The 12,437-nt window shown below is 66.2% G+C and carries 13 protein-coding genes and 3 tRNA genes; 14 read left to right on the forward strand and 2 right to left on the reverse strand.

Annotation, left to right across the window (positions count from 1 at the left end; all coding sequences use genetic code 11):
* The first annotated feature begins 76 nt into the window (after positions 1 to 76).
* The 4 genes from ACFC79_RS36100 to ACFC79_RS36115 all read left to right on the forward strand — a co-directional run bounded on the left by ACFC79_RS36100 (position 77) and on the right by ACFC79_RS36115 (position 2,612).
* Positions 77 to 1,687 (forward strand): recombinase family protein, encoded by a 1,611-nt coding sequence (locus ACFC79_RS36100; RefSeq protein ID WP_376249283.1) that lies wholly within the window; start codon positions 77 to 79, stop codon positions 1,685 to 1,687.
* Positions 1,688 to 2,177: 490 nt separating this feature from the next.
* Positions 2,178 to 2,249, forward strand: a tRNA-His gene (locus ACFC79_RS36105).
* A 55-nt stretch (positions 2,250 to 2,304) separates the two neighbouring features.
* Positions 2,305 to 2,378: transfer RNA gene (locus ACFC79_RS36110), tRNA-Trp, on the forward strand.
* Positions 2,379 to 2,537: 159 nt separating this feature from the next.
* Positions 2,538 to 2,612: transfer RNA gene (locus ACFC79_RS36115), tRNA-Pro, on the forward strand.
* A 20-nt stretch (positions 2,613 to 2,632) separates the two neighbouring features.
* On the opposite strand, the gene ACFC79_RS36120 is transcribed toward ACFC79_RS36115, so the two are convergent.
* Both ACFC79_RS36120 and ACFC79_RS36125 read right to left on the reverse strand, forming a co-directional pair.
* Complete coding sequence (locus tag ACFC79_RS36120) at positions 2,633 to 3,022, reverse strand: GntR family transcriptional regulator (RefSeq protein WP_376249215.1); 390 nt, start codon at positions 3,020 to 3,022, stop codon at positions 2,633 to 2,635.
* Positions 3,023 to 3,031: 9 nt separating this feature from the next.
* Positions 3,032 to 3,394 (reverse strand): DUF4352 domain-containing protein, encoded by a 363-nt coding sequence (locus tag ACFC79_RS36125; protein WP_376249217.1) that lies wholly within the window; start codon positions 3,392 to 3,394, stop codon positions 3,032 to 3,034.
* 1,200 nt (positions 3,395 to 4,594) lie between these two features.
* On the opposite strand from ACFC79_RS36125, the gene ACFC79_RS36130 reads away from it, so the two are divergent.
* The 10 genes from ACFC79_RS36130 (at position 4,595) to ACFC79_RS36175 (ending at position 12,246) form a co-directional block, all read left to right on the forward strand.
* Positions 4,595 to 5,158 carry a bifunctional DNA primase/polymerase gene (locus ACFC79_RS36130; RefSeq protein WP_376249219.1) on the forward strand — a complete coding sequence of 188 codons (564 nt, stop codon included), beginning with the start codon at positions 4,595 to 4,597 and terminating at the stop codon, positions 5,156 to 5,158.
* A 46-nt stretch (positions 5,159 to 5,204) separates the two neighbouring features.
* Entirely contained in the window at positions 5,205 to 5,348 is a 144-nt protein-coding gene (locus tag ACFC79_RS36135; protein ID WP_376249221.1) for a hypothetical protein, read from the forward strand.
* A gap of 71 nt (positions 5,349 to 5,419) precedes the next feature.
* A complete protein-coding gene (locus ACFC79_RS36140) occupies positions 5,420 to 5,812 on the forward strand; it encodes a hypothetical protein (protein WP_376249223.1) in 393 nt (130 codons plus the stop codon).
* Between the two features lie 91 nt (positions 5,813 to 5,903).
* Entirely contained in the window at positions 5,904 to 7,544 is a 1,641-nt protein-coding gene (locus ACFC79_RS36145; protein ID WP_376249225.1) for a terminase, read from the forward strand.
* Positions 7,545 to 7,742: 198 nt separating this feature from the next.
* Complete coding sequence (locus tag ACFC79_RS36150) at positions 7,743 to 9,059, forward strand: phage portal protein (RefSeq protein ID WP_376249227.1); 1,317 nt, start codon at positions 7,743 to 7,745, stop codon at positions 9,057 to 9,059.
* Positions 9,040 to 9,849 (forward strand): hypothetical protein, encoded by an 810-nt coding sequence (locus ACFC79_RS36155; RefSeq protein ID WP_376249285.1) that lies wholly within the window; start codon positions 9,040 to 9,042, stop codon positions 9,847 to 9,849. The genes ACFC79_RS36150 and ACFC79_RS36155 overlap by 20 nt, the downstream gene beginning before the upstream one ends.
* A gap of 41 nt (positions 9,850 to 9,890) precedes the next feature.
* Positions 9,891 to 10,436 carry a hypothetical protein gene (locus ACFC79_RS36160; protein ID WP_376249229.1) on the forward strand — a complete coding sequence of 182 codons (546 nt, stop codon included), beginning with the start codon at positions 9,891 to 9,893 and terminating at the stop codon, positions 10,434 to 10,436.
* 23 nt (positions 10,437 to 10,459) lie between these two features.
* The gene (locus ACFC79_RS36165) at positions 10,460 to 10,858 is read left to right on the forward strand and encodes a head decoration protein (protein WP_376249231.1); all 399 of its coding nucleotides are present in this window, start codon (positions 10,460 to 10,462) and stop codon (positions 10,856 to 10,858) included.
* 13 nt (positions 10,859 to 10,871) lie between these two features.
* Positions 10,872 to 11,909, forward strand: a complete 1,038-nt coding sequence (locus ACFC79_RS36170) for a major capsid protein (protein WP_376249232.1) — start codon at positions 10,872 to 10,874, stop codon at positions 11,907 to 11,909.
* Positions 11,910 to 11,982: 73 nt separating this feature from the next.
* On the forward strand, positions 11,983 to 12,246 hold the full coding sequence (locus ACFC79_RS36175; RefSeq protein WP_376249234.1) for an Ig-like domain-containing protein: 264 nt from the start codon (positions 11,983 to 11,985) through the stop codon (positions 12,244 to 12,246).
* The last annotated feature ends 191 nt before the right edge of the window (positions 12,247 to 12,437 follow it).

Raw genomic sequence — 12,437 nt, forward strand, 5'->3', positions numbered from 1 at the left:
CTCGATCGCGGGGCACCGGAGGTGCGCCTCCCTAGGTACAGTGTGATCGAGGAGGAACTACTCCGTAGGGGTGGCAATGCAGCAGAGAGAAGACGTTGACGAACTGTTGAGTCTCGGCTTCACAGCGGCAGAGCTGAAGGGTATGGGTCTGGACCAGCCAGCGGTAGCGGACCCAGCTCAGCTCGTCGACGTGTACCTTCGCCGGTCCAAGAAGCAAGAGGATGTGGCGACGCTGCGCGGGCATCTGCGTGACGTCGTCAGGTGGGCGCAGACGGAAAACCTAGAGATCCGGCACGTATGGCTGGAGCAACGCAGCGCGAGCAAGGCACACGTCCGGCGTGATCAGTTTGAGGCTGCCAAAGCTGCCGTACTCGCGCGCCGGTCACTGACACTGGCCGTGTGGAAGACGGACCGCCTTGACCGCCGCGGAATGGGGGAGGTGGGCAGTCTCCTGGACGAACTGGACAAGCGGCGCGCTCGGCTTGTCTCGGTGTCGGAAGGACTGGACAGCTCAAAGGGCGGTCGGATGGTGTTCGCCATCCTCTCCGAGCGTGCGCGGGAAGAGGCGAAGGACATTTCCATGCGGGTCCAGGTCGGGTTGGACTCGCACAGAATCCTGGGGCGGGCTCCTGGTGGACGGCCTCCGTACGGGGTGAAGCACGTCGGAGACGGGAAAGTCGGACCGCACCCGGAGGAATACCCGACGGCCAGGGCCATTGCCGATGCACTCCTCAGGGGAGAGGCAGGGACCACGATCTCCCACAGGATGACCGCTGAAGGGGCCACCACGCGCACCGGGCGGCATTGGTCGGCCAACGCGATCTCGCGCATGGCCCAATCACCTCTGTGGGCTGGTCTCGTCCCCTACCGGGAGAGGCACGTCGACGAGTTCGGGAATCCGATCGACAAGTGGGGCTGGAAGGCTGAACCCCTACTGGACAGCGCCGGCCACCCGGTCAAGTGCGGCACCGGAGTCGTGTCGGTGACGGAGTGGTACGCCATTCGCACGTACTTCAGCTCGCGCACAGTCGCGGGCACGATCGGGCGGCACGGTGTACGAAGCGCAGGCAAGATCCTTACCGGCATCATGCGATGCCCGCATTGCAGGGTCGGGCTGGTCTCCGGTGGAGCGTCGTACAGGTGCCGCACGCGCATGGAGGGTGGCCCTGCGGCGTGTGCCGGTGTGCGTACAACTGCCGCCCGGGTGGACTGGACGGTAGGTGAGATGTGGGTTACGCACGTCTCCTCCTTGGAGCCGGATGACCCGGTGCTTCACGAGATCGCACGTCGATGGTTGGCATACCAGGACCCTGAGCAGGCGGAGCAGCAGCGTCATGTGTCTGCCGCGCTGGACGACGCCGAACGGCGCATGGCTGAGCTGGAGGATGCGTACTTCATTCACGGCCGGCTGAAGAAGGACCGGTTCGAAAAGCTCTCTGCGGGTCTGACGGCTCAAATCGAAGCTCAGCGCGTCGAGCTCGAAGCGCTCAGGCGTCAGTCGGACTTGACGCCCCTTCTGGACGGCGCGCTACTCAGTGAGGCGTGGGAGGCCGCGGAACTCATCGACAAGCGCATGTTGCTGCGCTGCGCGATCGAGGATCTCACACTGCTGCCGTCGACGGGGCAGGGCGACCGCAGGCCAGTCGAAGACAGAATTGCTGTCACCTGGGTGACCGCGGACCGGTGACTGCGCAACGCGGGTAACGGATTGATAACGACTCGTAGGGCTACATGAGGGCCGGGGGAGTGTCGCCGACGCCGGCGGCACCCCTTCCCACTCCTCGTCGACCGGCCGCCCCGTCCCCCGGCATCCACAGGTGACCTATGGATAACTGCGCAACGTGATGATGGGGTATCAATCCATCACGCTGCGTTGCCTGATGAGTCGAACTGAGGGCCAAAGTGTCAAACTAACCCCTATTTTCATATTCCTCTATCACGCGTTAAGGAGGTTTAGAAAATAGGGGTTAGTTTGACATTTGGACACCCCCGGGGCGGAGGGGGCGGATCAAGATCAACAAAGCGTCACACGCCCACCATAACTATAGTGAGAGGGAAAGTTGGCGGCGTCGGCGAGTGGCGCGGCGCCCACCCCTCTCCGACGGCCGGAAGCGCTCCCGTGCTCCCCGCACTCTCCTCCGGGTAGAGCGTGGTCGAGCGCTCCGGCCGATGACACACCCTTCGTAGCTCAATGGCTAGAGCCGCGCGTTGTGGTCGCGCTGATCCCGGTTCAACTCCGGGCGGAGGGACGAGGCGGACGGTCGTATCTCCGGAGGACGCTCCGGCACATCCGGCCGACGCCGATCGGGTGTAGCTCAGTGGCAGAGCAGCGGTCTCCAAAGCCGCCTGCGGGGGTTCGATTCCCTCCACCCGGGCCAGGCGTCCCGTGCGTGACTGTGCAGCACGCGCCCTATGTAGCGGTACCGACGCATGATCGGGCCGCATTGCTGTCCGACGGCGGGACCCGGACAGCACACAGCCGCACGAACGTTACGGGTTCAGGTCATGGCTCCGGTTCGATCCCGGGTGCGGCTCCACGGGATATGGCGCAGCTTGGTCAGCGCGCCCGCTTTGGGAGCGGGAGGACGCAGGTTCGAATCCTGCTGTCCCGACAAGCAGAAGCGGTATACACCTACGGCGTCCAGTACTCGACGACCCAGCGTCCGCCGTCATCGGTCTCGGCAAGACGCACCTGAGCCGTCGGAAGGATGCGGCGGAGGTCGGCCTCCGAAAGGCCGTGACGGGCCTGAAGCTCCTGGAGGAGCTCCTTGGGGACCTCCACTGACCCGCTCAGTGCGCGAGGGGCGGCCCGGACGAACGTGCCCCGGCCCCGCTGCACGTCGACGATGCCGTCCTCGCGCAGCACGGCGAGCGCCTGGCGAGCGGTCATCCGGGCAACGTCGTACCGGGCCATGATGTCGTTCTCGCCGGGCACGCGGTCGCCGACTGCCAGATGCCCGTTGGCGATGTTCGCCCGGATGTCGTCAGCGATCCGCCGGTACTTCGTTCCGTCGTCAGCCACGAGATGACCTTACGACGGCAGTTCGATGCTGAACAGCGGCCCGTCGGACGAGTCGCCCCAGTAGCTCACCGTCCCGCCCTTGGTGCCGACGTCGAGCACGAGGGAGCCCGTCACGGCCTGCCCCGGCTTGTACGTCGTGTCGAGATCCGGGCCGTCGCCGACGCCCTCCAGCGTGGAGGCGTCCTGAGTGGCGGTACTGGCGTTCTCCCACTTCATCATCCCGTACGCGGCGAAGTCGCCCGGCTTCTTGCCGACGTTCTTCACCGTGAGCGTGAGGCGGACGTACTGGCCCTTCGGCTTGTTGGTCGTGCCGATGTCCGCGGGCGATACGTACTCCGCCTTCGTGGCCGTGACTTCGAGCTGTGTGGCCACCTTCGGATTCTCGCCGTACTCGTCCGTCTCGACAACGTCGAAACGACCGGTACCCCCGATTTTGATCGCCGGCCCCGCCGATTTTGAAGGGGACGGGGAGGACGAGTTTTCCGCGGCTACTTCCTTCGCGGCCGGCGCTGACGGCGACGTCGGGGATGCCGCCTCGTCCGACGACGAGCACCCACTCACGAGCGCAGCGCACGCACCTATCGACGCCATGTACAGCGCAGCACGACCAGACATCCTCACGGCAACCCCCTGACGAGCGGCCTCCCCTGGCCGCGGATGGCAGCAGCGTACGCGACGAACCCTGACGGAGGTGGGCGAATGGTATGGGCAGGAAGCACGCGCAGGCAGCGCCTCCCGAGGAACTGGACGGCGATCCGACGCCGCATCATCCGGCGCGACGGCGGGGTCTGTACGGCCGTCTACAGCGACGGCCGACGGTGCGAGCTGCCTGGTACCGACGTCGACCACATACGGCCCGGAGACGACCACAGCGACGCGAATCTGCGGCTGCTGTGTGCGTGGCACCACAGGCAGAAGAGCAGCAGTGAGGGCGGCTCGGCAGCCGCGCGCACGCGCGTGAGTGTGCATCGCGCTCCTCGTATCCATCCGGCGTTGGAGGGCTAGACGTGAGCGGCGCACATGTGGTACTGGAGGAGCCGGACGACACGGGCGAGGATGGCCTACAGGTAACTCGGGTGGTTGTCAATGGCGTTGACATAGGTCGTCTTGCGCGGCCTCCGAAGATCCATGTCGGCACTCGCGCTAAGGGTGACCTAACTACGGTAACCCTAACCTTGGTGCCGAGCCGGTTGGTGATCATGGGTGAGCTCGCTGACGGTGATCACCGGGCACCCCGCGCCGGTTTCACGGCGAAGATCGACTAGCCCTGGCCCCAGGGGGGTGATCCCCTTCGGAACGCCTTGAAGACCGTAAGAGTGCTGGTTCTCGCGCTCTGTACGGGTCTGGGGGGTCTGGGGGTGATCGAACGAGACGCTCTCGCGGTCAACCGGGAGACGGTCCTGAGCGGCTTCCTGGGGGCCGCTGAGCGGGGCGAGGGGCCCTAAGCGTTACGCGACGGGTGGGAATCCTCGCTCATCTTCCCAGGTCAGAAGCCTGTAAGTGTTACACGCCCCTTGCTACACTGGAGTCATGATGAAGACCGAGCGACACTGTGCACGGTGCGGAGGCGACATGCCGATCACCGCTCGCGCTGATGCTCGGACGTGCTCCACCCGATGCCGCGTAGCGCTTCACCGCGCGGCGAAGAAGAACCCGCTCCCCGACGAACTGACGACCCGCGACAGGTGGGTCCGACGGTCCGCGACGAAGGTCCCGCTCACGGTCGACGGCATGCCGGCCTCCAGCACGGACCCGCGGACGTGGAGCAGCTACAAGAGCGCCGCCGCTTCGACGGTCGGCGCAGGTCTGGGCTTCGTCCTCTCGGACGTCGACGACATCGTGTGCATCGACCTGGACCACTGCCTGAACCCGCTCACGGGTCGTCTGGAGCCGTGGGCAGCAGCCATCATCCGCGACGCGGGCGCCACCTACGTAGAGGTGTCCCCGTCCGGCGACGGCCTGCATATCTGGGGACGCGCGGACGTCCGACATGGACGCCGCATCCGACGCCCCGACGGTACGGCCGTGGAGATCTACGGGACCGGCCGGTACATCGCAATGACGGGGCGCCGACATGGCTCGTCTCCGTCGATCCTCGCGGACCTCTCCGCGGTGGTGACCAAGCTGACGGCGTAGCTCCCGACATGGGACGACGTTCGTCGTTCCTACCTGGGAGGTTTCCATGTGCTTGCACGCAGACCACGAGGTCGTAGAGCGTGCTGACGGCTCCGTGGCGGAGACACACGTCTTCACTGCCGGAGAACTGCGTCAGGTCGCCTACTGGCGGTCGGAGATCAAGCGTATCGAAGCTGCGGAGGCTGAGTGATGGCCGGCCGCGGACCAGCACCAAAAGACCCATCCAAGCGCCGTCGGCGCAACGCCTCCGAGCCGGAGACCGTGATCGTCCCTGACGACGAACTCCGCGGCCCGGAGCTCCCGGAGGGCGTGCTCGGTGTCGACGAGGACACTGGGGAGATCGTCCGATGGCACCCCATGACGCAGGCGTGGTGGGAGTCTTGGCGCACGTCGCCGGTCGCTCAGACCTTCGTTCAGACTGACTGGCTCTTCCTGGTCGACACCGCCCTGATGCACCACACGATGTGGGCCAAGGGGCGCTGGGAGTTCGCGTCTGAAGTGCGGCTCAGGGCCGCCAAGTTCGGCGCTACGCCAGAGGACAGGGCGCGTCTGAAGCTCAAGGTCGACGACCCCGTGAACGCCCGCCAGGCGCCCGTACAGCGCTCCGACAACGTATCCGACATCAACTCGCGGAGAGCGAGACTGGCCGGCTGACCGACGAGAGGGGGTGCCGATGCCGCACGTCACGGTACGCGCCCCTGGACACGACCGCTTCCGCTCTCTGGGGTGGCTCGCGGTTGCGTGGATGGAGTTCATGGTGGTCCACGGTCCTGGCGACGTCCAGGGCGAGCCCGTCCGCCACGGCGACGAGTACACCGGGTTCGTGGTGGACTGCTACGCGGTCGATGATGACGAGGGCAAGCTCCTCTACGACTCGGCTTTCTTCTCCCGCCCGAAGGGTTGCGACAAGTCCGGGCTCGGTGCCCGCATCGGGCTCTTCGAAGCACTTGGCCCCGCTCGCTTCGCCGGATGGGCCGAGGGTGGAGAGGTCTACCGCGATCCGTGGGGCTTGGGCTTCGAACACGTCTATGAACCGGGCGAGCCGATGGGTCGACCGGTCAAGGTGCCCTATGTCCGCATCATGGCGACGGAGGAGGGGCAGACCGGAAACGTCTTCGACACGATGCACTTCAACTGCGTCGACGAGTCGTCACCTCTGTCTGCCATCCCTGGGTTGGACCCCGGGCTGACCCGGATCAACTTGCCGGGCGGTGGCGAGATCGCACCGTCAACAGCGTCGTCGTCGTCGAAGGACGGGCGCAAAGAAACGTGGGTCTGCTTCGACGAGACACACCTTTACAACACGCCTGAGCTGCGGCGCATGTACTCGACGGTGACCCGAAACTTGCGCAAGCGCAAGAAGGGTGCGGGCACGTGGTACTTGGAAACCACGACCATGTTCGCGCCGGGACAGGACTCTGTTGCTGAGCGCACCTACGAGGAAGCCGAAGCGATCCGTGAGGGCCGCAAGAAGCGCGGCCGGTCCCGACTTCTCTACGACCACCGTTACGGCGTCTGCAAGGACTTGAAGGACGAGACGCAGCTCCGCGCCGCTCTCCGCGATGCCTACGGCGACGCCATGGAGTGGATCGATGAGGATACGCTCGTCGACGACTTCTACGACCTCCGCAACGACAGCGCCGACGGCAAGCGCTACTTTCTCAACTCCAGGACAAGCAGCTCCGACGCGTGGATGGACCCGGACGTCTGGCTCCTCTGCCGGCGCGACGAGGAGATAGCCGCGGGGGAGCTCGTCACGCTGGGATTCGACGGTTCGATCCGCGACGACGCCACGGCGCTCACAGCCTGCCGCGTCTCTGACGGGCATCTCCAGCTCCTCGGAGTCTGGGAGAAGCCGGAGGGGCCGGAGGGCGAAGGGTGGCAGGTAGACCGCGAGTCGGTTGACGCTGCTGTGGCCCGTGCCTTCGAGCGCTTCGACGTCTGCGGCTTCTACTGCGACCCGCCGCACTGGCAGGACTACGTGGACGCCTGGACCCGCGATCACGGCGACGACCTCCGGGTCCGTGCCACGCAGGCTCGCCCGCTGGAGTGGTGGACGAATCGACCCACGGCCATGGAGCAGGCCCTCAGCCGATTTGTGGAGGCCGTGGAGGACAAGGGTCTTTCGTGGTGCGGGACCGATAAGGCCGACGCCACCGACGCCGACTATGCGCGCAAGGGTGCGGCGCTTTCCCGCCACGTGCTGAACGCCAAGCGCCGGCCGATGGGCCGCAATCACATGGGCATCGGCAAGGAGCACCCGAAGAGCCCGAAGAAGATCGACGCTGCCATGAGCGCCGCACTCGCCTATGAGGCGCGCGCGGATGCGGTAGCCGCAGGAATCACCAAGCGCAAGAAGCGCTCCAGTCGCCTTGTTGCATTCTGAGAGGGGGGCTACGTGCCCATCGACGCAAGTACGCCGCAGTCCCCCGGGTGGTGGCTGGCTCGGCTTGGTCACGCACTGCTCTACGAGCGTGACGACCATGTGCAGACGGACTATCGGGGTTACCCGGAGGTCATTCCTGGGCTGCGACAGCTCCAGGCATACGCAGACGGTCGCCCACCGCTCCCGCACGTCCCTGGCGTGGACCCCAGAGAGGCCCGCGAGTGGATGCGGGACGCGCGAACGAACTGGACGGCGCTGGTCATTGACTCGCCTGCCGAACGGCTCGGAGTGGAGGGCTTCCGCGTAGGCGACAGCAGCACTGCCGACGACGACGCCAACCGCATCTGGCAGGAAAACAGCATGGACGCGGAGTCGGAGGTCGTCCACTACGGCGCCCTAGCCCAGCGACGAAGCTTCGTGTTGGTGGAGGACGACGGCAAGGGCCGCCCCCGGATGCTTCACAAGTCCGCCCGTCAGGTGGTCGTCGCCCGTGACCCGCACAACCCGCGGGAGATCGCGGCGGGCCTCTACATGTACCTGGACGACTGGACAGGGAAGTCGCGGGCGACGCTGTGGACTCGCGACGAGGTGCACGAGTTCGTCTCGGACCTTACCGACGTGGTGTTCCCAGAGCGCGCCGCCCGACTGGACTCGTGGGACGTGTGGACGCTCCCCAGCGGCGGTGAAACGAGTGGCCCGAACACACTGGGTGTTGTTCCGCTAGTGCCTTTCGTAAACCGACGCAACCGTCGGGCCGGGGGGTACGCCGAACACGAGGACGTCATCCCTATTCAGAACCGCATCAACTTGAGCTTGATCAATCTCATTGCGGCGATGAAGTACGGGGCTTTCAGGCAGCGGTGGGCCGCCGGTCTGGAGGTCGACGAGGACCCCATTACCGGCCAGAAGATCCAGCCGTACAAGCTGGACATCAAGAGCCTCTGGACCACCGAGGACTCCGAAGTCAAGTTTGGTGAGTTCGCTGCTACCGACCTCCGCCCGTACGTGGCTGCCGTGGGCTCCGCCGTACAGGACTTGGCTGCCATTTCGAAGACCCCGCCTCACTATCTCCTTGGTCAGGTGGTCAATGTGTCCGGGGACGCGCTGAAGGCTGCTGAGACCGGATTGGCCAGCAAGGTCAAGAGCAAGAAGCGGGAGTTCGGGGAGTCGTGGGAGCAGGTGATGCGACTCGCCTTCAGAGTCCTCGACGACCCCCGCGCCAACGATTTCCAGGCTGAGACCATCTGGGCTGACTCTGAGTCCCGCACTGTCTCTGAGCTCGCCGACGCAGCCGTGAAGAAGCAGGCTGCCGGCGTCCCGTGGCGTCAGCGCATGGAGGATATGGGATATACCCCCGCGCAGATCTCTCGCATGGAGATCGACCGTGCGGCCGACGCACTTAATGCAACGCCGACGACCGACCCGGAGCCGGTATCCCTTCGGGCCGTGCGGGATGCCAGGCAGCAGGATCGGCGCACCGTGATCGGACGTGACGATGTCCCTGACGCGGCTTGACCGGCGCTACGGAGCCGCCGTCGGCTCCGTGTGGTCGTCGACGCTCGGTCGCGTCACCCGCACATGGACCGGGCTCGGCTCCTGGCGTGACACCGACGTCCGACGCTTTGAGCGCACCGCACTCCCGGTTCTTCTGGCCGGGCAGCGCCAGGTGGCGAGCCTGACAGCGTCGTACCTGGAGCAGCTTTACCGGGAGGTTGACGGACGAGCCCGCCGGGTTGACCTCGACCTAGACACTGTGACGGGCCGCGCGCTCCGCGACGTCGATCCGGCAGAGGTCTACCGGAGACCATTCAAAGAGGTGTGGGCGGCCCTGGGCGACGACGTCTCCCTCGACGAGGCGCTGAACCGGGGTGCCTATCGGCTGGAGACGATCGCGAAGACGGACCTCCAGCTTGCCCGCACCCACACTGTGCGCGAGGTGGGGGAACAGATGCCCCACTTCACCTACACCGTCCGGGAACTCCAGGGCGAGTACGACTGTGCTCTCTGCATGATCGCGTCGACGCAGCGCTACTTGAAGCGAGACTTGGCGCCGATCCACCCGGGCTGTGACTGCCTCGTGAAGCTCGTGACGGCCGACGAGGATCCTGGCCAGGTGATCGACGAAGAGAAGCTGGAGCGCATCCACGATGCCGTGGAGGAGGCGCTCGGCAAGAGCGACCGCGGAGGACGAGCGGTCGACTACCGCAAGATCATCGTCGCCAACGACCACGGCGAAATGGGCCCGGTGCTCGGCTTTGCCGGACAGCGCTTCACCGGCCCCGACGACATCAACCTACCGACCTGACGCCCGCCACGGGCCGACGACTCCCGACAGGGGAACACAGCATGTCTGAGATCGATCCGAACGCCCCGCAGCTCAATGAGCACGGTTACCCAGATGCGACGCCCGTCGCCGAGATGGCCACCGAACACCAGGTGGCCTACTGGAAGCACCACGCGCGCAAGCACGAGGCGACCGCCAAGGCGGCCCCTGACGCTGCGGAGCTGGAGCGACTCCGTGCCTCCGACGAGGAGCTGAAGACCCGCAAGGCTGCGGAGCTGAGCGACGTAGAGCGCGTCCAGGCGGAGAAGGCCACGGCGGAGCAGGCAGCAGCCACCGCCCGCGCGGACGCTGACGCCGCCGTCCGGCGGTCGCTCCTCCTCGAAGTGGCCCTCTCGAAGGGGCTGACCAGCGACCAAGCTGCACGGCTCCAGGGCTCCACGAAGGAGGAGCTGGAGGAGGACGCGGACGCGCTCATGGGTCTCTTCAGCACCGCACCGACTGACATCCCCCGGCGGCCCCCGTCCGGGTCGGGGTCTGACGTCGGCACTGGCAAGACCGTCGACTCCGGCGAGGCGCGCTTCAAGGCGCGCAATGGCGGCACCACCTGATCTACTCCCTTGGAGGGAAACCAATGGATCTGTCTCTGAGGACGGAGTCCTTTTCGCAGGACCGCCGGGACTGGCTCGGCAGCGAGCACGGTACCGACTGCCCGCGCGGCATCACCCTGGACGTTTCGACGTTCGCACAGGCTGACCACTACCCGGACGGCTACCTGAAGTCTGGCCTGCCGGTCGCGGAGATTACCGCGTCAGGTCTGTATGGCCTCTACGCGGGCGACGCCATCGACGGCCGCGAGACACTTGCGGGCTTTCTGTTTACTGGTGTTGAGGTCGTGGACCACCGTGGACGCGTGTCTGCGAAGGTCGGCGGTTCGATGCTCGTTCACGGCTTCGTCCGCGCCGACAAGCTCCCTGTTCCCGTCGACGCTGACGGCATGGCCGACGTCGCGTCCCGCATCTACACCGTCTGAGAGGACGTGACACATGCAGCTCATTGACGAGTACGTCACTCCGGCAGAGCTCACCGGCTACGCTCGTGCGGCCCTCCGTGACTACCAGCAGAACCAGTTCATCCTTCACCAGATCCTTCCGGACGCCACGGTGAACGACCTCTCCTACCGCTTCACCCGCGGTGGCGGCGGCCTCATCGATGCTGCCGTGTTCCGGAACTACGACGCGGAGTCGGACATCGGCAAGCGCGCCGGCGGGGCCCGCGTCTACGGCGAGCTGCCTCCGATCTCGCGCAAGCTGCCGCTCGGCGAGTACGAGCGCATCAAGCGCCGGAACCTGGACACGCAGAACGAGGAGCTCCGGGACGCGCTGGAGTCGGACGCCAGCATTCTGGCATCGGGCATCGCGGCCCGGGTGGAGCTGGCGCGTGGCGAGGCGATCTTCTCCGCGAAGGTGGACCTGGACGAGAACGGCGTCAACGGTGGCGTCGACTACGGGCGTGCTGCGGGCAACTCGGTGACGGCTGCGAAGACGTGGGACGACCCCACGGCGGCCGTGGCCGACGACCTGACCGCATGGCAGGAGTACTACCTCGACCTGAACGGGTACATGCCTACCCGCATGATCATGTCTCGCCGGGCGTTCAACTTCCTCCGGCGCAACGAGCAGATGAAGAACGTCATCTTCCCGAACAGCTCGTCGACGAGCCTGCCGACGCTGACGGCCGCGCAGCTCCGTGAGGCACTGTCGGCGCAGGAGCTCCCGGAGCCGATCATCTACGACGCTCAGGTGAACGTGGAGGGCGTGTCCACGCGGATCACCCCTGCCAATCAGATCGCACTTCTCCCACCGCCCAACGTCAAGGTCGGCGAGACCCTGTGGGGCTCCCCGATCGAGTCTCAGGACTCGCGCTACGGCCTGGCTGGTGCGGAGGCAGGCATCGCGGTCGGTGCGTACCACTCGGAGGACCCACAGACTCTCTGGACCCGTGCGACGGCGATCGTACTTCCGATCATCGGCAACCCGGATGCGACCATGACCGCCTCCGTGCTCGACGCCCCTTCTCCCTGACGGTGGCGCCGGGAAGCACGGCCCTCACTTTGGGCTAGGCGTCACCTCCACCTCCACTAGATAGGACTGGATCTTGGCAACCACACAGCAGCTCACGGCGACGCTCACGCTGTCCAGCGGGGCCACTGAGACCGTGACCTCCACCGCCACGTGGGTGAGCTCCACCCCCGCCGTGGCGACCGTTTCGACTGGCGGACTTGTCACGGCCGTGGCCGTCGGCACCACCACCGTCACGGCGACCGCGCAGGGTAAGTCGGGCACGTGCACCGTGACCGTGACCGACCCGGCGCAGGGCATGGCCGTGTCTCCGGGCACCGCTGCCCTGACGGTGAGCTGACATGGCGCGGCTCGCGACGTACGTACACGTCACAGACAACCAGGGAGCGAGCCACGCATTCGGGCCTGACGACGAGGTACCGGCGTGGGCCGTTCAGCTCATTACCAACCCGCGGGCGTGGGATGTTCCGCCCTCCGCAAGTCGACTTACGGAGCCCGCTCCGGCGAAGCCGACGAAGAAGGCGGCCCCAC

This window comes from Streptomyces sp. NPDC056061 (assembly GCF_042266885.1).
Classification (GTDB): domain Bacteria; phylum Actinomycetota; class Actinomycetes; order Streptomycetales; family Streptomycetaceae; genus Streptomyces.